Origin of the sequence: Bradyrhizobium sp. CCBAU 53421 (genome assembly GCF_015291625.1) — a bacterium.
GTDB lineage: Bacteria > Pseudomonadota > Alphaproteobacteria > Rhizobiales > Xanthobacteraceae > Bradyrhizobium.
In genome coordinates, this window is record NZ_CP030047.1 from 1320931 (window position 1) to 1345404 (window position 24474).

The following is a 24474-nucleotide window of genomic DNA, read 5'->3' on the forward strand; positions in this document are numbered from 1 at the left end:
CGCCCGCTTTCGCGGGCGATGACAGTTCGGTTTGTGATGTGCAGTCCAGCGCAACGGCCGGAGCGCTTACCCCGGCAAATCCGTCTTGCCCATCAGGAAGCTGTCGATCGAGCGCGCGCACTGGCGGCCTTCGCGGATTGCCCAGACGACCAGCGACTGGCCGCGGCGCATGTCGCCGGCGGAGAAGATTTTGGCGCGCGAGGTCTGGTAGTCGTGCAGCGAGGCGCGGACGTTGCCGCGCTGGTCGAGATCGACGCCGAGCGTCTTGAGCAGGCCCTCGTGCACCGGATGGACGAAGCCCATCGCCAGCAGCACCAGCTCGGCGTCGAGCGTGAACTCGGTGCCGGGCAGCGGCTTGAACTTGTCGTCGACCTTGACGCAATGCAGTTTTGTCACTTTGCCGTCGACGCCTTCGAACTTCGTGGTCAGCACGGCGTATTCGCGCACCGCGCCTTCGGCCTGGCTCGACGAGGTCCGCATCTTCAGCGGCCAGTTCGGCCAGGTCACGCCCTTGTTCTCGTGCTCGGGCGGCGCCGGCATGATCTCGAGCTGAGTCACCGACTTCGCGCCCTGCCGGAACGAGGTGCCGATGCAGTCCGAACCGGTGTCGCCGCCGCCGATCACGACGACATGCTTGCCGCCGGCGAGGATGTCGGCTGTGCCGTTCAGCGGCTCGCCGGAGACGCGGCGGTTCTGCTGCGGCAGGAAGTCCATCGCGAAGTGGATGCCGGCGAGGTCGCGGCCCGGGATCGGCAGGTCGCGCGGGGCTTCCGCGCCGCCGGTCAGCGCCACGGCGTCATACTGCTTGGCGAGCTCCTGCGGGTCGATCGCACCTGGCGTCGAGCCGCCCACGGCCTTGCCGTAGTGGAAGGTGACGCCCTCGGCTTCCATCTGCTGAACGCGGCGGTCGATGATGCCCTTCTCCATCTTGAAGTCGGGAATGCCGTAGCGCAGCAGGCCGCCGGCCTTGGCGAACTTCTCGTAGACATGCACCTCGTGGCCGGCGCGCGCGAGCTGCTGCGCGGCGGCGAGGCCGGCCGGGCCGGAGCCGATCACGGCGACCTTCTTGCCGGTCTTCTGCGCAGCGATCTCCGGCTTCAGCCAGCCATTGGCCCAGGCGCGGTCGACGATCGCGCATTCGATGGTCTTGATGGTGACCGGGTTGTCGTCGATGTTCAGCGTGCAGGACGCTTCGCACGGCGCCGGGCAGATGCGGCCGGTGAACTCGGGGAAATTGTTGGTCGAGTGCAGGTTGCGCGAGGCCTCTTCCCAGTTGCCCTGATAGACGAGGTCGTTGAAATCGGGGATCTGGTTGTTGACCGGGCAGCCCGGCGTGCCCGGCGCTGTCGAGCCGGTGCCGTGGCAATAGGGGATGCCGCAATTCATGCAGCGCGCGGCCTGGTCGCGCGTGTCCTTCTCGCTCAGCGGAATGACGAACTCGTTGAAGTTCTTGAGCCGCTCGGCGACCGGCTCGTACTTGCGGTCATGCCGCTCGATCTCGAGAAAACCTGTGATCTTGCCCATTGAAACCCGATGCCCCTGCATCTCAGTTGTTCCGTCATTCCGGGCTGCGCTGCGGGCGCAGACCCGGAGTCTCGTAGTGGCTTGGCGAGATTCCGTGTTCGCGCTTCGCGCGCCCCGGAATGACGCCTGGTGATATTACGCGCCGATCGCGATTTTCGGCTCGGCGTCGGCGTTGGCCTTCATTTCCTTCAGCGCGCGGCGGTACTCCACCGGCATCACCTTGCGGAATTTCGGCAGCCAGGCCTTCCATTTGGCGAGGATCTCGGCCGCCTTCTTCGAGCCGGTCAGCTTGGCGTGACGCGTGATCAGGACGTGCAGCCGCTCCACGTCGGAGTCGAGCAGATTCTGGAACACGTCGACCCGGCCATGCGCCTCGAGATCGCCGGAGTGGTGGTAGGTGTCGGCGTTGATCATCTCCTCCGACAGCACCGGCTCCAGCTCGACCATCGACAGGTTGCAGAGCTTGTCGAAGTCACCGGTCTCGTCCAGCACATAGGCGATGCCGCCGGACATGCCGGCCGCGAAGTTGCGTCCGGTCTTGCCGAGCACCACCACGATGCCGCCGGTCATGTATTCGCAGCAGTGGTCGCCGGCGCCTTCGACGACCGCGACCGCGCCGGAGTTGCGCACCGCGAAGCGCTCGCCGGCGATGCCGCGGAAGTAGCACTCGCCCGCGATCGCGCCGTACATCACGGTGTTGCCGACGATGATCGATTCCTCCGGCACGATGCCGGAGATCTTCGGCGGCTTGACGATGATGCAGCCGCCCGAGAGGCCCTTGCCGACATAGTCGTTGCCTTCACCCTCGAGCTCGAAGGTGACGCCCTTGGCGAGCCAGGCGCCGAACGCCTGTCCCGCCGTGCCCTTCAGGCCGACATGGATGGTGTCGAGCGGCAGGCCGGCATGGCCGTAGATCTTGGCCACCGCGCCCGACAGCATCGCGCCGGCGGAGCGGTCGGTGTTGTTGATCTCTTCCTCGATCTTGACCGGTGCACCGCGATCGAGCGCGGCCTGCGCCTGCTCGATCAGCCGGCGGTCGAGCACGGTTTCCAGATGGTGGTTCTGGCTTTCCGAGTGATAGATCGTCTGGCCCTTCTCCTCCTTCTGCCGCACGAACAGCTTGGAGAAGTCGAGGCCCTTGGCCTTCCAGTGCGAGACCAGCGCGGTCTGGTCCAGCATCTGGACCTGGCCGACCATCTCGTCGAACGTCTTGTAGCCGAGCTGCGCCATGATCTCGCGCACTTCCTCGGCGACGAAGAAGAAGTAGTTGATGACGTGCTCGGGCTGGCCGGTGAAGCGCTTGCGCAGCACCGGATCCTGGGTCGCAACGCCGACCGGGCAGGTGTTGAGATGGCACTTGCGCATCATGATGCAGCCTGCCGCGATCAAGGGCGCGGTGGCGAAGCCGAACTCGTCGGCCCCTAACAGCGCGCCGATCACCACGTCACGGCCGGTGCGGAAACCGCCGTCGACCTGGACCGCTATGCGGCTGCGCAGCCGCTGGCGCACCAGCGTCTGATGGGTTTCGGCAAGGCCGATCTCCCACGGCGAGCCGGCATGCTTGATCGAGGTCAGCGGCGAGGCACCGGTGCCGCCCTCGAAGCCCGCGATGGTGACATGGTCGGCGCGCGCCTTGGCGACGCCGGCGGCAACCGTGCCGACCCCGACCTCGGACACCAGCTTGACCGAGACCTGGCCGTCGGGATTGACGTTCTTGAGGTCGTAGATCAGCTGGGCGAGGTCTTCGATCGAGTAGATGTCGTGATGCGGCGGCGGCGAGATCAGGCCGACGCCCGGCGTCGAGTGCCGGACGCGCGCGATCGTCGCGTCGACCTTGTGGCCGGGCAACTGGCCGCCTTCGCCGGGCTTGGCACCCTGCGCCATCTTGATCTGCATCATGTCGGAGTTGACGAGATATTCCGTCGTCACGCCGAACCGGCCCGAGGCGACCTGCTTGATCGCCGAGCGCATCGAGTCGCCGTTGGGCAGCGGCTTGAAGCGGTCGGATTCCTCTCCGCCTTCGCCGGTGTTGGACTTGCCGCCGATCCGGTTCATCGCGATCGCGAGCGTGGTGTGCGCCTCGCGCGAGATCGAGCCGAACGACATCGCGCCAGTGGAGAACCGCTTGACGATGTCCTTGGCCGGCTCGACGTCCTCGAGCTTGACCGGCTTGCGCTTGTCGTCCTCGGCGCTCTTGATCCGGAACAGGCCGCGCAGCGTCAGCAGACGCTCGGACTGCTCGTTGAGGGTCTTGGCGAACGCCCGGTAGCGCTCCTGCGAGTTGCCGCGCACGGCATGCTGCAAGGTCGAGACCGATTCCGCGGTCCAGGCGTGGTCCTCGCCGCGGGTGCGGTAGGCATATTCGCCGCCGACATCGAGCGCGCTCTTGTAGATCTGGCCGTCACCGAACGCGTCGGTGTGGCGCCGCACGGTCTCCTCGGCGATCTCGCCGAGGCCGACGCCCTCGATCCGGGTGTGGGTGCCGGCGAAATACTTGGCGACAAAGTCCGCCTTCAGGCCGACCGCGTCGAAAATCTGCGCGCCGCAATAGGACTGGTAGGTCGAGATGCCCATCTTGGACATCACCTTGAGCAGGCCCTTGCCGATCGACTTGATGTAGCGCTTGACGATCTCGTAGTCGTCGAGCGCGCCAGGCAGCCGGTCCTTCATCGCGAGGATGGTCTCGAACGCGAGATAGGGGTTGATCGCTTCGGCGCCGTAGCCGGCGAGGCAGGCGAAGTGGTGCACTTCGCGCGGCTCACCGGATTCCACGACGAGGCCGACCGAGGTGCGCAAACCAGTGCGGATCAGATGATGATGCACGGCGGCGCAGGCCAGCAGCGACGGGATCGGAATCCGGTCGGTGCCGGTCATGCGGTCCGACAGGATGATGATGTTGATGCCTTCGCGCACCGCGCCCTCGGCGCGCGCGCACAGCTCATCGAGCACCTGCTCCATGCCCGCCGCGCCGAAGCCGGCGTGGAAGGTGGTGTCGAGCGTGCGCGACTTGAAGTGGGTCTCGGCGACGTCGGAGATCGAGCGGATCTTTTCCAGGTCCGCATCGGTCAGGATCGGCTGCCGCACTTCGAGGCGCTGGGTCGAGGCGACGCCCTGCAGGTCGAACAGGTTCGGCCGCGGCCCGATGATCGAGACGAGGCTCATCACGATCTCTTCGCGGATCGGGTCGATCGGCGGGTTGGTCACCTGCGCGAAGTTCTGCTTGAAGTAGGTGAACAGCTGCTTCGGCTTGTCCGACAGCGCCGAGATCGGCGTGTCGTTGCCCATCGAGCCGGCGGCCTCCTCACCAGTGGCCGCCATCGGCGTCATCAGGATCGCGATGTCTTCCTGGCTGTAGCCGAACGCCTGCTGGCGATCGAGCAGCGGCAGGTTGGAGCGCACGCCCTTGGCCGGCGCATCCGGTAGCTCCTCGAGCTGGATCTGGGTGCGATGCAGCCAGTCGCTGTAGGGATGGCTCTTGGCGAGGTCGGCCTTGATCTCGTCGTCGGGAATCAGGCGGCCCTGCTCGAGGTCGACGAGCAGCATCTTGCCGGGCTGCAGCCGCCACTTGGTGACGATCTGGTCCTCCGGAATCTTCAGCACGCCCATTTCGGACGCCATCACGATGCGGTCGTCCTTGGTGACGAGATAGCGCGCCGGGCGCAGGCCGTTGCGGTCGAGCGTTGCGCCGATCTTGCGGCCGTCGGTGAAGGCGATCGCGGCCGGGCCGTCCCACGGCTCCATCAGGGCGGCGTGATATTCGTAGAAGGCGCGGCGCTGCTCATCCATCAGCGGATTGCCGGCCCACGCTTCCGGAATCATCATCATGACAGCGTGCGGAAGGGAATAACCGCCCTGCACCAGGAATTCGAGCGCGTTGTCGAAGCAGGCGGTGTCGCTCTGGCCTTCATAGGAGATCGGCCACAGCCGGCTGATGTCCTTGCCGTAGAGCTCCGAATGCACGGAAGCCTGCCGCGCCGCCATCCAGTTGACGTTGCCGCGCAGCGTGTTGATCTCGCCGTTATGGGCGATCATCCGGTAGGGATGCGCCAGCGACCAGGTCGGGAAGGTGTTGGTCGAGAAGCGTTGATGCACCAGCGCCAGCGCGCTGTCGAAATCCGCTTCGTGCAGGTCGGGATAGTACTTGCCGAGCTGGTCGGCGAGGAACATGCCCTTGTAGATCACGGTGTGGCACGACAGCGAGCACGGGTAGTAGCCCGCCATGCCGCGATCGCGGCGCTGATAGATCGCCTGCGAGATCGACTTGCGCAGGATGTAGAGCCGGCGCTCGAAATCGTCCTCGGTCTTGACGACATTGTTGCGGCCGATGAAGACCTGCATGTGGTAGGGCTCGGTCGGCTTCACGGTGACGCCGAGCGAGGAATTGTCACTGGGCACATCGCGCCAGCCGAGCAGCTTGAAGCCCTCGTTCTTGATCTCGTCGGCGATGATGCTCTTGATCACGTTCCGCCACGCGGCATCGCGCGGCATGAACAGCGCGCCGATGGCGTATTCGCCGGGCTGCGGCAGCTTGAAGCCGAGCTCCGCGGTCTTGCGGGCGAAGAAGGCGTGCGGGATCTGCACCAGGATGCCGGCGCCGTCGCCGGCGCGCGGGTCGGCGCCGACGGCGCCGCGGTGCTCGAGATTGCACAGGATGCTCAGCGCGTCGGAGACGATCTGATGCGACTTCTGGCCCTTGATGTTGGCGATGAAGCCGACGCCGCAGGAGTCCTTCTCCAGGCTCGGATCAAACAGGCCTTCGGCTTCAGGACGCCATGTATGCAGCTCACGCGCGGGTTCGGCGGCTTTCGAGTCCGCGGTCGCCGACAGCATGCCTGTCACGATGGTTTCGCGCTCGAATTCCGACCCGCTCATGTGTCCTCTCCCTTGCGTAAGGGGCCTCACCGTATTTGGCGCACCTTGGACGTTGCGGCACCCACCGGGCCACCGCTCGTCCGCCGCGAGCCGCATTTTCCTAAATTCAGGCGACGGGCGTTTCAACGTCCCCTAGGGGACGGCCCTGCCTGCAGCATTCTCGGAGCCCGGGGCGCCGAGGTCCTCCTTGCGAAGGTCTCGTTGCAATCCCCATGCCGGGATGGCCTCGAAATTGAGACAGCCTTACTGTCCTAACCTCGACCTTGCCAAATTTTTGTCTATCACACAAGCGCGAGGAAGTCCTCGCCTGCATGCTGGAAACGAACGGCTCGGCGAGCCGCCGCGCCCCCGATTCGAAGCAAACACGCCGTGATCCGGCCCAAGGAGCGACCAAGGACCGCCGAATTTCAGACTGAAGTTTTGCCCCGGGCAAGCCGGCAAGAGAGAGCGGGAACGCTCCCAGGGCGGGGTAACAGGAGTTACGGCGATGAAGTTGTTCACAGGTTCGGTTGCAGCCGCCGCGCTCGCGCTCAGTGCAGCCTCGGCCCAGGCGCAGCTCGTGACATCACTCCGGATCGGTAGCCCGGCTCTCGTCAGGGTATCCGACATGGACGGGCCCTACGCCGCCATGCCCGAGGTTCCGCCGCCGCCGCGCTTTGGCCGGGTCCCCAGCCTGTTGCCGCCGGTCGAGATCTACACCGTGCTGCGCGAGAACGGCTATCTGCCGCTCGGCGCCCCCCAGCAGCGCGGCTTCGTCTACACGATCTCGGTGATCGATCAGGGCGGCGACGACGGCCGGCTGGTGATCGACGCCCGCGACGGCCACATCATCCGCTTCACCCCGGCCTATCGGCTCGGCGACAATTACGAGGAGGAGATGAGCGCGACCTACGGCCCGGTCGGCCCGATGCTGCGGCCAATCCAGGCGAGGGTGCCGCGGCCGCCGCTCCCGATCCCGCATGTCGCAAGCCGCGTGCCGAAACGCAGCCCGCTTTCGGCCAAGGCGCAGGCTCCTGCGGCGGCCCAGGCTCCTGCCCCGGCAGCCCAGGCTCCTGCTCCCGCGGCGGCCCAGGCCGCTGTCCCGCAGACAGCAGCGCCGCAGCCGGTGCCCGCCCAGGCAGCCGCACCCGCGCCAGCCGAGCAGGCGGTCGCCGCACCGAAGCCGGTCGAGGCCCAAGCAACCCAGGCCCAGGCGGCGCCGCAGGCGGTCAAGCAAGCCGAGGTCCCGACCGTCGGTCAGGCAGCTCCCCCGCCGGCGATCCTGCCGACCCAGGAGATGCCCAAGGTGCAGGGGCTGGAGTGAGCAACGTGGCTGCGTCACCACGGCAACAAAAAACGCCCCGGTTTCCCGGGGCGTTTTCGCGTCTAGCCAATATCTGCTGACGCGGGGGGCATTGCTTAGGCCGCGACCTTCGAACCGTCGACGACCTGGGGGGCCTTCTCGCCGCCGCCGATCGGAATGCTGCGGGGCTTCTTGGCCTCGGGAATCTCGCGGACGAGATCGACGTGGAGCAGGCCGTTCTCGAGCGAGGCGTTCTTCACCTGCACGAAGTCGGCAAGCTGGAAGACGCGCTCGAAGGCGCGCGAGGCGATACCGCGATAGAGCACTTCGGAGCCGTTGCCGGAGTTCTCGTTGGCGGATTTCTCGCCCTTGATCGTCAGCGTGTTCTCCTTCGCGACGATCGAAAGCTCGGCCTGCGAGAAGCCGGAGACCGCAACGCTGATCCGGTAAGCATTCTCGCCGGTGCGCTCGATGTTGTAGGGGGGATAGCCGGGGCTGCCGTCCGAGGTCACCTGATCGAGCAGGTTGAAGAGGCGGTCGAAGCCGACGGTGGAACGATAGAACGGAGTGAGGTCGTAGCTACGCATAGGGTAGTCCTCCAATGAGCGACTGTTTCAGTTACCCGCCCGCCATCGGGCCGGGCTTAGATGTGTGCAGCCTCATGTTCCGGGTCCGAAACACTGGTAGCGGCCTGCACTGAGGTGATATGGGAGGGGTCACGTCGCGTTCAAGAGGCGGAAACCGCGTCGCTTATTTCGGCGCAGGCGTCCTTGATCTCCACCCTGTCCCACCACGCCGGTCCCCTTCATGACGCTCGTCTCGATCCCCGCCAACCCGGTTCCGGACGACGTTGTCAGTGGCACCATCAAGACACCCGACGGGGCCGAGCTGCGCTTCGCGCGCTGGGCGCCGCCGCCCGGCCGCAAGGGTACGGTTTGCGTGTTCAGCGGGCGCGGCGAGATGATCGAGAAATACTTCGAGACCGTACGCGACCTGCGCGACCGCGGCTTTGCGGTGGCGATGATCGATTGGCGCGGGCAGGGCCATTCGTCGCGGCGGCTGCGCGATCCGCGCAAGGGTTACGTGCGCGACTTCGCCGACTACGAGGTCGACGTCGAGACCTTCGTGCAGCAGGTGGTGCTGCCGGACTGTCCACCACCCTATTTCGCGCTGGCGCATTCGATGGGCGGCGCGGTGATGCTGCGCCTCGCGCATGCCGGCAAGCGCTGGTTCGACCGCATGGTGCTGTCGGCGCCGATGATCGACCTGCCGCGCCGCCGCGTGTCGTTCTTTCCGAGCGCGCTGCTCAGAATCATGCGCCTCGCCGGGCAGGGCGGCCGCTACGTTCCGGGCGGCAACGACGAGTTGGTCGGCCTCGCGCCCTTCATTGGCAATCCCGTCACCAGCGACCCGGTGCGCCACGCCCGCAATGCGGCGATCCTGGAGGAAGACCCGACGCTCGGCATCGCGGCGCCGACGATCGCCTGGGCCGACACCGCGTTCACCGCGATGCGCACCTTCCGCGGCATGACGTATCCAACCGAAATCCGCCAGCCGATCCTGATGCTGGCGGCGAGCAATGACGAGGTGGTGTCGACGGCGGCGATCGAGGAGTTCGCCTATCATTTGCGCGCCGGCTCGCATCTCGTGATCGCCGGCTCCAAGCACGAGATCCTGCAGGAGCAGGACCGCTATCGCGGGCAATTCTGGGCGGCGTTCGACGCCTTCGTGCCGGGCACGCCGCTGTTCAAGTGAGCAGTCTATTGCCGTGGAGCTCGCGGCTCAGCCGTTGAGCAGCGCGACGATCCGATCGGGAAAACGCTTTTCCACGAACAGGGTCCGGACCTCGGCGACGCTGAGATAGCGGTCCTTGCCTTCGCCCTTGCCCATGATGTCGAGCAGCACCGGCCACTCGCCGAGCATCAGCAGCGGATAGTAGCAGTGCAGGATCACATAGGACGGCGGATGCTCGTCCTTGGCGCGCTGGAAGTTGGCCGCCATGAAGGTCTTGATCTCGGCGGCCGACAGCCCGCGTTCGATGCTGCCGTCGGGCGCCTTGTAGTCGCTGCCGAAGGTCGCGAGCCGCGCGATCTCGTCCTCATGCACGACGGCATACTGGTCGAGAATGCGCGAGCCGGCGCCGTGCTTGTCGAGCGGGCCGTTGCGCAGCTCGTCGAGGATCGCGCCCTGCAACAGGCTGCGCACCTGGCTGAACGGGCCGATGCCGTTGGCCATCTGCGCGACCATGAAGATCTTGGCGCCGGCGCTGAGCGCGGGCAGGCCGCTCTTGCCGGTGGCGCGGTCGATGGTTTCGGTCAGCTCCGGCAGCGGCACGATGTGGCCGCCGACATAGTTGCCGGCGACCAGCGCACGCAGGAACGGGCAGGGATTGTCAGGGGAAACCTGCGGGGCGGTCGCCGCGTTTGCAGCCGTATCGGACATCAAACCACATCCTGAAAAGCTTCAGCTTAAAAAGCATCCATTACTGGTGGATGAATTCGCTCAGGAATCAGCGGCGAATTTCGAGTTGGATGCAACCAGAGCGAGTTTGCCGAACGGGAGGCCGGCTTTCAAGAGGCCATCGCGATAGAGCGCGATGTCGGCCGGGTTCTTCCAGTGGAAATTGCGCAAGTGACGCTCGACCGTGAGGTCGGGATGGTTGGCGAGCAGCGCCTCGGCGGCCTGCGCGGCTTCGTCGGCGCGGCCGAGCTGGGCGAGCGCGGCGGCGCGCACCGCCAGGCACTGCAGATGGTTCGGGTTGAGATACAGCCCCTCGCGCGACCACGACAGCGATGCATCATATTGCCCGAGAAGATAATGGCTGAACGCGTTCAGCGCGGCCCATTGGTAGCGCGGGTCGCTGTTGCCGCGCTGGACCGCCGTCGAGAACAGCTCGACCGCCTTGCGATGGTCGCCGATCACCATATGGCAAATCCCGAGCACGCCGCGGGCGCCCATGTCGTAGGGATTGAGCTCGATCGCCCGCTTGATGGCGTCCATCGCGGCTTCGTAATGGCCCTGCATCGCATGCAGATAGGCCAGCAGCGAAAATGCGAACGAGGAGCGCGGGTCGAGCCGGACGCTGCTCTCGGCCAGGCTGACCGACGAGGCCCACAACTCGCGCGTGCTCGGAATCCAGCCGAACTGGATGCTCTGGATCTGGATCAGCGCGAGATAGGCGCGTGCGATCGACAGCGCGGGGTCGAGCTCGATCGCCTCCTTGAACAGCGCGATCGCGGTTTCGCAATCGACCTTGGTCTGGTGATAGTAGTGCGACAGACCCTTCAGGAAGCGATCCCACGCGGTCAGCTCGGCGTTCGGCGAGCGCGCCGGCGCCGAGGCCTCGGCACGGTAGATCTCCTGGGCCACCGCGGCGGAGAGGTTGGCGGTGATCTCGTCCTGCATCGCGAACAGGTCGCCCATGTCGCGGTCGTAGCGGCCGGTCCACAGCTGCTCGCCCTTCTCGGGCGCGATCAACTCGGCGGAGACGCGGATCTTGTTGCCGGCACGGCGCACCGAGCCCTGAATCAGGTAGGTCGCGTCGATCTCGCGCGCGATCAGGCGGGTCGAGACGTTCTTGCCCTTGTAGGCGAAGGTCGAGTTGCGGCTCAGCACGCGGTAGAAGGATTGCAGCGACAGCGCGTGGATCAGATCCTCGGTCAGGCCGTCGGAGAAATATTCGTCCGCGCCGCCGCTCAGATTGTCGAACGGCAGCACACCGACGATCGCGGTCCGGTATTGCCCCGGCAGATGCGGGCCGTCGTCCGGCGCCTTCTCGTGGAGATCGGATCCGGCCGGCACCCAGGTCCAGACATGGACCGGTTCGGTGATGTTCTTGAAGCGGTGCGGGCCGGCATCGAGCAGGGTGACGGCAAGCCGCCGTCCCGCCTCGGTGCGGGCCTTGTCCGACACCGCGATGCCGCCGGGCACGGCGACCGTCTCGAGGCGGACCGCGATGTTGACGTCGTCGCCGAACACCTCGTCCTCGTCGGCCATGACGTCGCCCATATGGACGCCCATCCGGAAATGCATGGCGCGGTCGGCCGGCAGATGTTCGTTGCGCTCGGCCATCAGGGTCTGCATCGCGACGGCAGCCTCGATCGCCCCGATGATGCTCGGAAATTCCAGCAGGAAGCCGTCGCCGGTGTTTTTGACGATTCGGCCGCCGTGGTTGAGGATGATCGGGTAGATCGCGCTGCGGTGCGCCTTGAACGAGGCATGCGTCCCCGCCTCGTCGACACCCATCATGCGGGAATAGCCGGCGATATCAGCGCAAAGAATGGCAGCGAGCCGTCTTTCCATCTCTCCTGTGCCCTGGAATGGCCACTTAGCCGAGGTGACCGAATCCGGTACTTACAAGACAGGCCGGGTCGGGCGGAAGCTCGGTTTACGGGCACCTATAATGCATAGTAGCAGGAATTGGCATGCGACCAACGGATCGTACAGTCCGTTTCTCTACTGAATTCGTGTGTCGCCGGGATGGCGCAGCTTGGCTGACCCTCCTTTCCGGTTCGTTACTTACATAGGTCAATGTGGGCGCAATGCTGGGAATTCACGAGCTTTGGCTGTTTGTCCTGTCCGGGCTGCTGCTCAACGTCACGCCGGGGCCGGATACCGCTTATATCATAGGGCGCACGATTCAGCACGGATGGCGCGGCGGCGCCGCTGCGGCGATCGGTATCAGCTGCGGCTGCCTGGTCCACGTCCTGGGCGCGGCGATCGGGCTGTCGGCGCTGCTGATGGCGTCGTCGACCGCGTTCCTGGCCGTCAAGCTGATCGGCGCGGCCTATCTGGTGCTGACCGGGCTGCAGATGCTGCTCTCGCGCGCCAGGCCGATCGCTGACATCGCCGGGCAGGGCGGCGAGACCTCGATCTCGCGTGTGTTCTGGCAGGGGGCGCTGACTAACATCCTCAATCCCAAGGTGGCGCTGTTCTTCCTGGCATTCCTGCCGCAATTCGTGGCGGCGGATTCGCCGCACAAGACGCTCGCCTTCCTGGTGCTCGGGCTGATCTTCATCACCGGCGGCACGCTGTGGTGCCTTGGCCTCGCGGCCTTTGCGGCGCGGGCCGCCGGCCGCATCCGGCAATCGACCGGCGTGATCGCCTGGATCAACCGTTCGCTCGGCGCACTCTTCATCTATCTCGGCGTCCGCGTCGCCATGCTGGAGGCGCGCTAGTTCTCGCCTGCGCGTTTTCGAGCGAAGTGGCTTACCGGTTCGGGTGAAGAAAACGCCTCAAACAAGAATCTAGCCGTGGATCTTGAGCAGCGCGCTGCCGGCCAGATAGATGCCGAGCAGGATCATCGCGATCAGGAACCAGCGGCGGAAAACGTCCGGTTGCATCCGGGTGCGGACCGCCTGGCCGATGAACATGCCGATGAACGATGCCACCATCGCCACCGCGCCCGGCAGCGCGGTGGCCGCGGTCAACAGGCCCGAGGCCGTGAGGTTGAAGGCGAGCGCCACGGTCGCGGTGGTGAAGAAGACGCCGAGCGCCTGCACCAGTTCGTCCCGCTCCATGCCGATCGCCTGCATGAACGGCATCGAGGGAATGACCTGGACGCCGGTTGCCGCCGAGATCAGCCCGGTGATGACGCCGACGATGCCGCCGATCCATTTCTCGTCGTGCCGCCTGACCTTGAAGTTGAATCGGCTCAGGCCGACGATCGCGTAGATCACCAGCAGCGCGCCGAGCACGACGGTGCCGTAAGCCGCGTACGGCCCGGTCAACAGCCCGGCATTGATCCAGATTCCGGCGACGGTGCCGAGCATCAGCGGCCACAGCCGCCTGAGGATGTCGCGCAGATAGGGGCCGACGAAGGTCTGCCAGATGTTGGTGACGATCGCCGGCACGATCACGATTGCAATCGCCTGACCCGGCGCCATCGTGGTCGCCAGCAGTCCCATCGCGACCGTCGGCAGACCGAGGCCGAGCGTACCCTTGACGAAGCCGGCGAGCAGGAAGGCGAAGGCGATGAAGATCAGGAGATGGTCGACCATGGCTGAACATTGACCGATCGACGCGATCGGCACAATCTGGAGGTTACGGAGTTAGCCTTCGGACGGTCCGAAGGGCGGGGCGGGAAACGTCATGCGGTTCGACCTGATCGACTTGCAATTGTTCATCGCAGTTTCGGATGCGCGCAGCATCACCCAGGGCGCGGCGCGCGCGAACATGGCGCTAGCCTCGGCCAGCGAGCGAATCAAGGGGCTCGAGGAGGCGCTCGGCGTCGCGCTGCTCAAGCGCGGCCGTCGCGGCGTCGAACTGACGGCGGCCGGCGAGAGCCTGCTCGGTCACGCGCGGATCGTGTTGCATAATGTCGAGGCTTTGCAGAGCGATCTCGCCGCTTATGCCAGCGGCGTCCGCGCCAACGTGCTGCTGCTCGCCAACACTTCGGGCCTGTCGGAGCATCTGCCGCGGGCGCTGGCGGCGTTCCTGCACGAACATCCCGATATCAGCGTCGATGTCGAGGAGCGCGAGAGCACCGATATCGCGACCGCGATCGCCAGCGGCGCCGCCGATCTCGGTTTCGCCGCCGAACACGCGCTGCCCGACAGCGTCGAGCGTTTCCTGTTCAGCGAGGACCGCCTGATGCTGGTGGCGTCGCGGCGCAGCGATCTCGGCGGCCGCCGCCAGATCGACTTCCAGGAGGTGGTCGGCCGCGATTTCGTCGGCCTCACGGCAACGTCCGCATTGCAGGTCCATATTTCGCGGCACGCGGCAAAGCTTGGGGCGCGGCTGCGCTTCCGTGCCCGCCTGCGCGGCTTCGACGCCATCTGCCAGATGGTCGCCGCCGATGTCGGCATCGCGGTGATCCCGGAAACCGCGGCGCGGCGCTGCGCGGCGGCGATGCCGATCACGACGATCAGGATCCGCGACGCCTGGGCCAACCGCCGGCTGACGATCTGTGCGCGCAGCTTCAAGGCGCTGCCGCGCGCAGCCAAGCAGCTCGTGGAATATTTGCGCGCCGAAGCGCAACGCTGACGAAGCGAGGAGAGTGCGATGCTCAGGGTCTGGGGACGGCGCAGTTCGTTCAACGTGCAGAAGGTGATGTGGCTGATCGGCGAGCTAGATCTGGCGCATGAGCACATCGATGCCGGCGGTGCGTTCGGCGGGCTCGATGCGCCGGCGTTCCTCGCGATGAACCCGCATGGCCGCGTGCCTGTCGTGAGGGACGACGACGCGACCGTCTGGGAATCCCACGCCATCCTGCGCTACCTCGCCGCGCGCCACGGCAACGGCCGCTTCTGGTCCGACGATCCAATTGTCCGGGCCCGGGTCGATGGCTGGATGGACTGGTCGCAGACCGCGTTGCAGCCGGATTTCCTCGGCGGCGTGTTCTGGGGATTTTTCCGCACCCCCGAGAACCAGCGCGACTGGCCGGCGATTCACAGGGCGCTCGCCCGTTGCGAGCAGCATTTTGCGAAACTCGAACGGCTTCTCGAAGCCACGCCGTTCCTGCTCGGCGAGACGCTGTCGCTCGCGGACATCACCGCGGGAACTTCGCTCTATCGCTATTTCGAGCTCGAGATCGCGCGACCGCCGCTGCCGGCGGTCGAGCGCTGGTATCAGGGGCTGCAGCAACGCCCGCCGTTTCGCAAGCACGTCATGATTCCGTTCGAGGAGCTGCGCGGCCGGCTCGACTACTAATCTTGCTTCGTCGTCACCACGCCGGCGTCCTGGATCACCTTCGCCCATCGCTTGATGTCGGCGGCGATGAAGTCGCGGAAATGGTCGGGCGTGTCGCCGGCCAGGGTCAGGCCTTGCTCGGCGAGTTTTGCCTTCACCGCCGGATCGGCCATTGCCTCGGTGGCGAGTTTGTTCAGCCTGGTGACGATCGCCGGCGGTGTTCCGGCGGGGGCGATCATGCCGTACCAGTTCTCGATGATCAGGTCGGGCATGCCGACTTCCGCCGTGGTCGGCACGTCGGGCGCGGTCGGGGCACGCTCGCGGGCGCCAAGCGCGATCGGCCGCAGCGAGCCTGCCTTGATCTGCGGCAGGATCACCGGCAGGTCGAGGAAGGTCATCTGCACCTGCCGACCCAGCAGGTCGTTCACCGCCGGCGCCGCGCCGCGATAGGGCACGTGGACGATGTCGATCTTCGCCGTCAGCTTGAACAATTCGCAGGCCAGGTGCGGGAGGCTGCCGGGACCGGACGAGGCGAAGTTGAGCTTGCCCGGCTGCGCCTTGGCGAGCGCGACCAACTCGCTCATGTTCTTTGCCGGTACGTCGGTGGCGACAACCAGCATTTCCGGCACGGTCGCGACCAGCGTCACCGGCGCGAGATCCTTCAGCGTGTCGTAGGCGACCTTCTCCATGCTCGGGCTGATCGCCAGCGCGCCGGCGCTCGCGATCGCAACCGTGTAGCCATCGGGCGCGGCCTTTGCGACCGCATCGGTGCCGAGCACGCCGCCCTGGCCGGCGCGGTTGTCGACGACGATCGGCTGCTTTGCGAGTTCCGACATCTTCTGCCCGATCACCCGCGCGATGATGTCGTTCGGCCCGCCGGGCGGGAACGGCACGATCAGCCGGATCGGCTTGGCCGGGAACTCCTTGGCCGGGAACTCCTGGGCCGAAGTCGCAATGGGCGCGAGAAGCAGGAGAGTGGCTGCCAGCAGCCTGTCGCACATCGTCATGTCGCCCATCCCTGACGTTTCTCGTTGCGGTCAGGATGGGCGCAGATCAATCGCCCGGCAACTCAACAAATCGGGCGAACAAAGCTCAGGCGTTGAGCAGCTTCATCGCAGCTTCATGCACGCGCGGATCTCCGGCTGCGATGATGCGGCCGCCGCTTTGCGCCGGCTTGCCGTCCCAGGTGGTGACGACGCCGCCGGCGCCGGTGACGATCGGGATCAGGCCGGCAATGTCGTAGGGTTTCAGCTCGGTCTCGATCACGAGGTCGAGATGGCCGGCCGCGAGCATGCAATAGGAGTAGCAGTCGCCGCCGTAGCGCGACAGGCGCGCCGCCTGCTCGACGCGGCCGAAGCGGGCGCGGTCATCCGGATTCATCAGCAGCGGGCTGGTGGTGAAGAGGGTCGCCTCCTTTAGTGAGGCGCAGCGCCGCACCGAGAGCCGCCGTTCGCCCGACGGTCCCGAGTAGTTCGCCGAGCCGTTGTCGCCGGAGAAGCGCTCGCCGATATAGGGCTGGTGCATCATGCCGAATACCGGCGTACCTTTATGCAGCAGCGCGATCAGCGTGCCCCAGATCGGAAAGCCGGCGATGAAGGACTTGGTGCCGTCGATCGGGTCGAGCACCCAGACATAGTCGGCGTCCTCGCGCTCATTGCCGAACTCCTCGCCGACGATACCGTGCTGAGGGAAGTTCGCCTTGATCAGCCGCCGCATCACCGCTTCCGCGGCCCGGTCGGCCTCGGTGACCGGGTCGAAATCGTTCGAACTCTTGTTGTCGACCGAGAGCGAGGTGCGGAAGAAGGGCAGGATGGTTTCGCCGGATGCGGTCGCGAGGCGGCCGATGAAGGCGGTAAAGTCGATGACCGTCACGGCATGTCCCTGAAATGCACAAACGACGCGATAGATGCGTTCTTGCCTAGCTCAATCCCATGCGGCGCGCACGATTAACGGAGTGTTATCCCAGCCTGATGACCCGGTTCCGGACTTTCGATTTGGCTTCGGATTCGAAAGCTTACCCGGCTCCCAGGCGGATCACGAAGTCGCGAGTTCTGGTATACAAGCTATGCGCTGAATGCTGTCCGCTCAGGGCTTCCCTTGTAAGATATTGATCCTACATACGGAAAGCCGCTCCTGCTGGCCTGTTGCAGTTTCGCCAGACTTTCCAACATTACCCGAGAAATGTTTCGAAAGTTCTTGCGTTTTGTGCAGCGCGGTCGCATATTGTTGCGGTGCGGTAGCGCCTCGCGCTATCGCTGCCCTCCTTGGGCGTTTCCTCCCTAGACTTGGGCCGCTTGTTCATTCAAGCGGCCCTTTTTTCTTGGGGCCGTCATTTCCGCGAGTGAACCGAGAATCCAATTCGGCGCTTGTCGCGTCGCCAGTTTGAATTCTTCGTTCATGACTTCATCTGGCACCATGGTGCCGACGATGGATTTACTCCGCTGCCGCCTGGAACGGGCCGAGATCCCCGAACGGAATCTTCGCGAGCGCATCCGCCAGCGTCGCGAAGTCGGCCGCGACCTGGGCGAAGCGCGGTCCGCGCTCGCGGTGCCGCTCATCCATATAGACCGCGCGGTTGAGCTCGATCTGCACGGTGTGCAGGCCGCTCGCCGGGTTGCCGTAATGCTCGGTGATGAAGCCGCCGGCATAGGGCTTGTTGCGGCCGATCGAATAGCCGAGCGAGCTCATGACCTCCTCGACCAGGTCGGGCAAGAGCGGTGCGCAGCTCGTGCCGTAGCGGTCGCCGATCACGACGTCGGGCCGGCGCGGCTCGTCGCGCGACACCCCAACCGAGGGCATCGAGTGGCAATCGACCACGATCACGGTGCCGAACGCCTGATGCGCCTTGTTGATCAGCCGGCGCAGCGCGCGGTGATAGGGCTTGTAGAGCACCTCGATCCGGCGCAGCGCCTCGTCGACGTCGAGCCGCTCGCGGTAGATCTCCTGGCCGTCGCCGACCACGCGCGGGATGGTACCGAGGCCGCCGGCCACCCGCATCGAGCGCGTGTTGGCAAAGCTCGGCAGCCGCCCGGTGAACATGCGCGGGTCGAGCTCATAGGGCTCGCGGTTCACGTCGACATAGGAGCGCGGGAAGTTGACCCGGATGATCGGAAAGCCGCGATCGCTCAACCCGGCGATCAGCTCGTCCATGAAGCTGTCTTCGGAGCGGCGCAGCGCCGCCACATCGATTCGCGACGCCTCGAGGAATTCGGCCGGGTAGACCGAGCCCGAATGCGGGGAATTGAAAATGATCGGCGCACGCCAGGCCTGCGGCTCAACGATCTCGAACGGGGGCGACAACTCGCCAGCAAATTCGGTCATTCCCTTGGCGCCGTCCCTTGCGTCCGCCTCGCCCCGCAGGAACTGATTCTGCCGGAAAAGCGGAGATTTATGGGCAGGCATTGTCGGTAATCGCGATCATTCTGCCAAGTGAAAAGAGTGTGGCGCGCCGTGGAACGCGTCTTAAATGCGTGAAATGCCGCACAAGGTTGATTCGACGCGTGGTTCGGTCCACAAATCGATGGTGCGCATTTGCCACTGGCTTGACGCAAATTTCACCCGAAATTTACCGTCTGTCGGGCTTACTGTTCGGACTGCTCCTCAAGCCGGATTCGACGATTCCTGCCATGCCGAAAATACTTCTCGCCGAAGACGACACCGATATGCGCCGCTTCCTGGTCAAGGCGCTCGAAAATGCCGGTTTCAAGGTCTCTCCACACGATAACGGCATGTCGGCCTACCAGCGGCTGCGCGAGGAGCCGTTCGAAATGCTGCTGACCGACATCGTGATGCCCGAGATGGACGGCATCGAGCTGGCGCGTCGTGCCTCGGAACTCGATCCCGACATCAAGATCATGTTCATCACCGGCTTCGCCGCGGTGGCCCTCAATTCCGATTCGGAGGCGCCGAAAAACGCCAAGGTGCTGGCCAAGCCAGTGCACCTCAGGGAATTGGTTAGCGAAGTGAATAAGTTGTTGGCGGCCTGATTCGCCAAAAAACCTTCACTTTGCATCCTTGCCTGCCCCGTCCGGGTCCGTTATAGGGACCCGATCCAAACATGGCTTTGGGTGCGTAGCTCAGCGGGAGAGCACTACCTTGACATGGTAGGGGTCACAGGTTCGATCCCTGTCGCACCCACCACGCTTCGCCCTGACGGGCTTCGCGTGGCGCAGCCGCGCGGAGACCTTCAGGTCGAAGCGTGTCCGGCGTAGCTTGAACGAAGTGAAAGCGAAGACGGACGACCACGCCGAAGCCCAACGGGCGAAGGCGGGCCTTTGGCCGCGAGCTTCGGCTCGGAAAGCCACGCCATGAAGGCGGGCTCCTGTTTCGCGTTCGTCGCGCGACTTTCTCCGCACACTCCGTCGTCCCCGGGACCCATACTCCGCGGCGGGTCTTGTGAACGGGACTCGTCGTTTCGGCATCACTCAACAACAACCATTCGTGGGTATGCGCGGGAGCCATGCTGAACCCAGACTGCCAGGAACTCATCCGGCCGTCCCTCGTTGCCGATCGAACCAACAATTAACGATTCGGCATTAGACAAAAGACTTTCACAGTCGGCGGTCTGTACCGAGAGGCTGAAATGAATTTCGTCAAGGTATTGCTTGTGCTCTTCGTGCTGTTGCTCGGATGCGCCGACCTCGCGACCACCAACAAGATTCTCGAGCTCGGGTTCAGTGAAGCGAATCCGTTCATGCACATGGCTCAGACATGGTTCGGAGCCTGGTGGATGATACCCAAACTGGGCCTGACGTTTGTCGTCATGGCGCTGCTCTGGCGCAGCAAGAACGTTTTCAATATCGCCCTTGTCGCGGCGTTCTGCTCCACGCCCGTCATCAATAACGTCCTCCTTATCGCGGGCACGATCTGAACTTTTCGGATACGCGCGACTTGGCATAGCGGGCCTTGTTGCTTGCCACGTCCCAATCTCGGGGAATGCCGGCAGCGCTCTCTCGGCCGGATGCAGTGTGCGCATTTCGCGGCACCGATCACGGGGATTCATTTTGACGAAGGAGCAACTCGCTCGAGACGCCGCAGATGTTTTCCGGCTGCTGCGCGCGTTTCGCTCGATCAAGGATCGAACGACGCGGGGGCGCGTGATCGAGACTGTAGAGGCAATGGCTCAAGGCGCTGCAACCGGCAAAGCACGCGACGACAAGGCCGAGAAACCCGGCGCTTGAGCGACGTGCGGTCGCTGCCGCACAGCCACCTCGGCCTCACTCACGAATTCAGAAAGAAAGACCCCAGAGCGGGAAGCGCCGGGGTCGAGTTTTCACTTGGAAGTTTTGGCGCTGTGATCAGCAGTGCCCTTGAACGCGGCACCACGCGAATGGACCGCGTCTGCACGCTACCGTCTCGCGGCGCTGTGACAACCCGCACGGCGCGCATGGGCCCAGTCGTTGCGGAGGCCAACTGGAGGCCCCGGCATGACCCATTTGAGGCATGCCATTTGTCACGAAATGAATAAGCTGTTCGGCTTCGCATCAGCCTCGCGGCCCGGCAATCCGGCGGCGGATCTCCAGTGCCACCTCGATGGCATCCCCAGATGCCAGGGCGTGGCCGGCAATGCCCCGTAGAATCACGCCCGGGCTACTACGCGTCGCATTTCCGCGTTGGTGCTGATACCCGTTGGCAGCTCGTCGACCGGTCGACGTCTCCCGCTGTATTGGAATTCACCGTGCACACCGCGCTGAGCCTGCTTTCGATCTGGCTGCTGATCAACATGTTGTTCGTCGTGGTGATGACGCCTCCCGACGACGCTCGTCGGCCTGAACCACGCGCCAACGATTGATCGTCACCCAACGGCTTCAAGGAAAGCTCGGGGGAGGTCGTCGCTCGCGCGGTGTGTGACCGATCTGGCGCTCAGCCAGGCAACGACCATCGGTCCGCAGGAAAGACCGGTCAGTGCTGCAGGCTCCTGCCACTCCAGGGTGAGGGCCGCGCCGGCGCGGCCGCGGCGCCGACCAGCGGACGCCGATTCCAGTCCAGCACGGAGTCGCTGTGCAACTGCTCGACGACCCACAGGAAATAGACCGAGGCGGGAATGCCGATCAGGTCGAACACCAGCATCGAGCCGCTGCCGTGCGTCGTGGCATCGATGAGATGGATCAAGCCGCAGCTGAAGAATACGCCGGCCAGCGCGGTCCCCGACAGCGACCAGACACCGGTCGCGAGATAGCGGCGCACCTGATGATCAGCCAGATACCAGCCGACCAGGCCGTAGGTCACGGTCACGAACACATTGGCGTAGAACGTGGCGGAGGCAACGTCGATCCAGCTGCTCGGATTTGCCGCGCGCGCGGCAAGATCGGCCGACGTGCAAAAGAACGGAACGTTTGCTCCGGGCTGAGCCATCGCCCAAGCTGCCAGCCAGCCTGCCGTGATGGCGAAGCCGCCGACCAGCAACACCGCGCGATGCGGCGAGACCGCCATCAGTCGCTCGCCCTGACCGCCTAATATCGTCTCGAACCGCAGGAACACGAAGGTGAGGCCTGCCGGCAGCCCGAGCAGGGTGACGGCGAGCATCGACCAGGTCACGCCTTCGCCCCGCAGCACCTGGAAGCCGTGCACGAGATGATGCGGGCCGCAGCTTGCAGCCATCATCGAAAATCCGATGCCGAAGCGGGACCAGCCGCGGTATCGATGCAGACTGACCGTTTCCCAGGCCGACAATAGCCCAAGGCCCGCGTAAGCCAGCCCGATCGCCAGATTGCTGAGACCGATGACGAGATACATCATCGCGAGACCGTCGCCTTGGTGCCCATGGGAGCCCCGATGTGATCAAGGAATTCGTCGATGAAATAATGATGGCCGCGGCGCACCGGTCCTTCCACGGGTTGCGCGGCGTGCAGCGCGCGTCCCGAGCTCGGATGCCAGAGTGCCTTGGTCAGCATCGGCGCGATCTGATCGGGTGCAACGGGCCGCGAAAAGAAATAGCCCTGCGCAACGTCGCAACCCATCCGGAGCAGCATTGCGGCCTGCTCGCTCCTTTCCACGCCCTCGGCGATGGTGTGCTTGCCCATCGCATAAGCGAGGCTGAGGATCGACGACACGATCGCCGTGTCGCCGGGCTCGCTGCTGAGACCGTCGATGAAGCTGCGGTCGATCTTCAACACTTCGGCCGGCATGTCGCGCAGGCGCGACAGCGATGAGTGCTCGGTGCCGAAATCGTCGATCGCGACGAACACGCCGAGCTGCCGGATCTGATCGAGCACCTGGACGACCTCCTCCGGGGCGCTCATCATGACGCTTTCGGTGATTTCGAGACACAGCGCGGTCGGATCGACATTGGTGTCGGCGAGGACCTGGCGGAGCTCCTGGATGAAGGTCGGCTCCGCGATCTCGCGGGGCGACATGTTCACGGTCATCGCCAGCGGGCAACCCGGCATCAGCCTCGTCCACTCGGTGAGCTGGCGGCAGGACTCCTGCAATACCTGCCGTCCGATCTTGACGATCAGCCCACATTCCTCGGCGACGGGGATGAAGTCGGCGGGCGAGATGATGCCGCGCTCGGGATGCCGCCAGCGCACCAGCGCCTCGACGCCGACGACGCATCCATCCTTCAGGCGCACCTGCGGCTGATACTCCACGAACAGCTGTGATTCCCGTAGCGCCGCCCGCAAGTCGGATTCGATTTGAACGCGCTTCTCGGCGCGCGCATGCAGCTCGTCGTTGAACTCAGCCAGCCGCGCACGGCCGCGGACCTTTGCCGCGTAGAGCGCGGTGTCCGCCTCGCGCAGCAATTGCTCGGCGGGCTTCGTGCCGGGCTTGCAGTGCGCGAGCCCGACGCTTGCCGAGACCACGACCTCCTTGCCGGAGAGCAGGATCGGTTCCGCCAGGGCGCTGAGGATCCGCCTGCCGAGTTCCGCTCCGGAGGAGTCCGAGGCGCGCGGATGCAGAACGACCATCTCGTCGCCGCCGAACCGGCTCGCCGTATCTTCCGGTCCAAGACAGCCCAGGATGCGCCGGGCCATTTCGGACAGCACCTTGTCGCCGCTGCTATGGCCGAGTGAATCGTTGACGAGCTTGAAGTTGTCGAGATCGACGAACAAAACCGCGATCCGCGCGCCGTCATCGGCTTCGCGCGCCAGTTCATGATCAAGCCGCTCGAGCAGCAGGCTGCGGGTCGGAAGGCCGGTCAGCTGGTCGTGAGCGGCCGTGTGCATCAGGCGTGCAATGACGCCGCGCAGGCGCTCGATCTCCGAGTTTGTTCCGAGAGATGGAACAACGGAGTCACGCTCGACGCCCGAATGTTGTTCCCTGATCGCAGTCCCGATTCGTATTGGGATATTCGGCCGCAGCCCAGCCATTCCCGTCCCCACTACCACTATAATATCCGGCGACGGTAGGCAGTTTGGAGTTTGCAAAAGGTTGCGTGAAGGCTGCTCGCGACTTTTGCGCGATAACGATTTGCAAGATGGTTACAAATCTACGACGGGCGCGCGATCCATTTGTTGCGACTTTCGTCGAGGGACCGTGGGCATGAGCGAAGCCCGCGCGCAATGCGGCGGGCTTCTGCTTGATCGTTACCAATGGTGCCAGCGATGATGCCAGCGCGGGTAGCCGCCGCGATAATACGCGTATGCCGGCCGCACCACGTGACGATAGCGGTAGCCGTAATAGCCCGGCTGGTATCCGCTGTAATATGTCGTGGTGTATCCGCCGCCCCAGCGATACGGCGCGTAGCCGTAGTCGTCATCATAGCCGTAGGCGCCGTAACCGGGCGCATAATAGGCGGGTGCGTAGCCATAGCCGTACCCGGGATAGCCATAGCCGTAGCCGTAGCCGGGGCCCCAGCCATAGGCCGACGAGGCGATGCCGCCGACCACGGCGCCGGCGATCAATCCGCCCGCGAGCGCGGGGCCGAACCCGCCGCGCGCTTCGGCGGGGGTCGGGGCCGCGACAGCGCTCACCCCAAGCCCACCGACTGTTGCAAGAACAAGGGCTGTCTTCCTCATGGGAATGCTCCTCCATCATGGTTGCTCAGCCGGTCAACGGCACTGGCGGGCATTGGTTGCTGTCGCAGTGCGTCTGCAGAAGCTGGCAACCGGTTCCCCAAGTGGGACCCGACACGGCTCACGATGACCCCGTCGCAGTTCCCCGGCACGAAATGTCGCGCCGTGCTTGTGTCGAGGAACGGCGCGGGCGGCGGCGTCGTTTTCTTGCAA

20 protein-coding genes and 1 tRNA gene are annotated in these 24474 nt (G+C 65.0%); 9 read left to right on the plus strand and 12 right to left on the minus strand.

Annotation, left to right across the window (positions count from 1 at the left end; genetic code table 11):
- Positions 1 to 66: 66 nt before the first annotated feature.
- Both XH92_RS06195 and gltB read right to left on the minus strand, forming a co-directional pair.
- Positions 67 to 1524, minus strand: coding sequence for a glutamate synthase subunit beta (locus tag XH92_RS06195; RefSeq protein WP_194458452.1), 1458 nt, complete (start codon positions 1522 to 1524; stop codon positions 67 to 69).
- 135 nt (positions 1525 to 1659) lie between these two features.
- A complete protein-coding gene (gltB, locus tag XH92_RS06200; protein WP_194458453.1) occupies positions 1660 to 6396 on the minus strand; it encodes a glutamate synthase large subunit in 4737 nt (1578 codons plus the stop codon).
- A gap of 487 nt (positions 6397 to 6883) precedes the next feature.
- On the opposite strand from gltB, the gene XH92_RS06205 reads away from it, so the two are divergent.
- Entirely contained in the window at positions 6884 to 7699 is an 816-nt protein-coding gene (locus tag XH92_RS06205) for a hypothetical protein (protein WP_194458454.1), read from the plus strand.
- A gap of 95 nt (positions 7700 to 7794) precedes the next feature.
- Here XH92_RS06205 and XH92_RS06210 read toward each other — a convergent pair whose 3' ends face one another.
- Positions 7795 to 8265 (minus strand): Hsp20 family protein, encoded by a 471-nt coding sequence (locus XH92_RS06210; protein WP_050405799.1) that lies wholly within the window; start codon positions 8263 to 8265, stop codon positions 7795 to 7797.
- Positions 8266 to 8485: 220 nt separating this feature from the next.
- On the opposite strand from XH92_RS06210, the gene XH92_RS06215 reads away from it, so the two are divergent.
- On the plus strand, positions 8486 to 9433 hold the full coding sequence (locus XH92_RS06215; RefSeq protein ID WP_194458455.1) for an alpha/beta fold hydrolase: 948 nt from the start codon (positions 8486 to 8488) through the stop codon (positions 9431 to 9433).
- Between the two features lie 27 nt (positions 9434 to 9460).
- On the opposite strand, the gene XH92_RS06220 is transcribed toward XH92_RS06215, so the two are convergent.
- On the minus strand, positions 9461 to 10120 hold the full coding sequence (locus tag XH92_RS06220) for a hypothetical protein (protein WP_194458456.1): 660 nt from the start codon (positions 10118 to 10120) through the stop codon (positions 9461 to 9463).
- A 60-nt stretch (positions 10121 to 10180) separates the two neighbouring features.
- The gene (locus tag XH92_RS06225) at positions 10181 to 11980 is read right to left on the minus strand and encodes an adenylate/guanylate cyclase domain-containing protein (RefSeq protein WP_194458457.1); all 1800 of its coding nucleotides are present in this window, start codon (positions 11978 to 11980) and stop codon (positions 10181 to 10183) included.
- A 239-nt stretch (positions 11981 to 12219) separates the two neighbouring features.
- Between XH92_RS06225 and XH92_RS06230 the strand changes: the two genes are divergently transcribed.
- Complete coding sequence (locus XH92_RS06230) at positions 12220 to 12855, plus strand: LysE family translocator (protein ID WP_194458458.1); 636 nt, start codon at positions 12220 to 12222, stop codon at positions 12853 to 12855.
- Positions 12856 to 12924: 69 nt separating this feature from the next.
- Here XH92_RS06230 and XH92_RS06235 read toward each other — a convergent pair whose 3' ends face one another.
- On the minus strand, positions 12925 to 13677 hold the full coding sequence (locus XH92_RS06235) for a sulfite exporter TauE/SafE family protein (protein ID WP_194458459.1): 753 nt from the start codon (positions 13675 to 13677) through the stop codon (positions 12925 to 12927).
- A 91-nt stretch (positions 13678 to 13768) separates the two neighbouring features.
- Here XH92_RS06235 and XH92_RS06240 point away from each other — a divergent pair, with 91 nt between their 5' ends.
- Both XH92_RS06240 and XH92_RS06245 read left to right on the plus strand, forming a co-directional pair.
- Positions 13769 to 14662: a LysR family transcriptional regulator gene (locus XH92_RS06240; RefSeq protein WP_194458460.1), complete on the plus strand. Its 894-nt coding sequence runs from the start codon at positions 13769 to 13771 to the stop codon at positions 14660 to 14662.
- An 18-nt stretch (positions 14663 to 14680) separates the two neighbouring features.
- The gene (locus XH92_RS06245) at positions 14681 to 15328 is read left to right on the plus strand and encodes a glutathione S-transferase family protein (protein WP_194458461.1); all 648 of its coding nucleotides are present in this window, start codon (positions 14681 to 14683) and stop codon (positions 15326 to 15328) included.
- Here XH92_RS06245 and XH92_RS06250 read toward each other — a convergent pair.
- From XH92_RS06250 to XH92_RS06260, 3 genes are all read right to left on the minus strand, one after another.
- Positions 15325 to 16323 (minus strand): tripartite tricarboxylate transporter substrate binding protein, encoded by a 999-nt coding sequence (locus tag XH92_RS06250; RefSeq protein ID WP_371817958.1) that lies wholly within the window; start codon positions 16321 to 16323, stop codon positions 15325 to 15327. The two genes, XH92_RS06245 and XH92_RS06250, sit on opposite strands and share 4 nt — an antisense overlap.
- Before the next feature lie 76 nt (positions 16324 to 16399).
- On the minus strand, positions 16400 to 17179 hold the full coding sequence (gene hisN, locus XH92_RS06255; protein ID WP_194458463.1) for a histidinol-phosphatase: 780 nt from the start codon (positions 17177 to 17179) through the stop codon (positions 16400 to 16402).
- A gap of 561 nt (positions 17180 to 17740) precedes the next feature.
- Positions 17741 to 18628, minus strand: a complete 888-nt coding sequence (locus XH92_RS06260; protein ID WP_194458464.1) for an N-formylglutamate amidohydrolase — start codon at positions 18626 to 18628, stop codon at positions 17741 to 17743.
- 305 nt (positions 18629 to 18933) lie between these two features.
- On the opposite strand from XH92_RS06260, the gene cpdR reads away from it, so the two are divergent.
- The 4 genes from cpdR (at position 18934) to XH92_RS06280 (ending at position 20487) form a co-directional block, all read left to right on the plus strand.
- Positions 18934 to 19293, plus strand: coding sequence for a cell cycle two-component system response regulator CpdR (gene cpdR / locus XH92_RS06265; RefSeq protein ID WP_016843340.1), 360 nt, complete (start codon positions 18934 to 18936; stop codon positions 19291 to 19293).
- Positions 19294 to 19372: 79 nt separating this feature from the next.
- Positions 19373 to 19447, plus strand: a tRNA-Val gene (locus XH92_RS06270).
- A gap of 442 nt (positions 19448 to 19889) precedes the next feature.
- Positions 19890 to 20177 carry a DUF5658 family protein gene (locus tag XH92_RS06275; protein ID WP_194458465.1) on the plus strand — a complete coding sequence of 96 codons (288 nt, stop codon included), beginning with the start codon at positions 19890 to 19892 and terminating at the stop codon, positions 20175 to 20177.
- A gap of 133 nt (positions 20178 to 20310) precedes the next feature.
- A complete protein-coding gene (locus XH92_RS06280; RefSeq protein WP_194458466.1) occupies positions 20311 to 20487 on the plus strand; it encodes a hypothetical protein in 177 nt (58 codons plus the stop codon).
- A gap of 721 nt (positions 20488 to 21208) precedes the next feature.
- On the opposite strand, the gene XH92_RS06285 is transcribed toward XH92_RS06280, so the two are convergent.
- The 3 genes from XH92_RS06285 to XH92_RS06295 form a co-directional block, all read right to left on the minus strand.
- Positions 21209 to 22045, minus strand: coding sequence for a hypothetical protein (locus XH92_RS06285; RefSeq protein WP_194458467.1), 837 nt, complete (start codon positions 22043 to 22045; stop codon positions 21209 to 21211).
- Positions 22042 to 23472: a bifunctional diguanylate cyclase/phosphodiesterase gene (locus tag XH92_RS06290; protein WP_194458468.1), complete on the minus strand. Its 1431-nt coding sequence runs from the start codon at positions 23470 to 23472 to the stop codon at positions 22042 to 22044. The genes XH92_RS06285 and XH92_RS06290 overlap by 4 nt, the downstream gene beginning before the upstream one ends.
- A 360-nt stretch (positions 23473 to 23832) precedes the next feature.
- The gene (locus XH92_RS06295) at positions 23833 to 24264 is read right to left on the minus strand and encodes a hypothetical protein (RefSeq protein WP_194458469.1); all 432 of its coding nucleotides are present in this window, start codon (positions 24262 to 24264) and stop codon (positions 23833 to 23835) included.
- Positions 24265 to 24474: the final 210 nt, after the last annotated feature.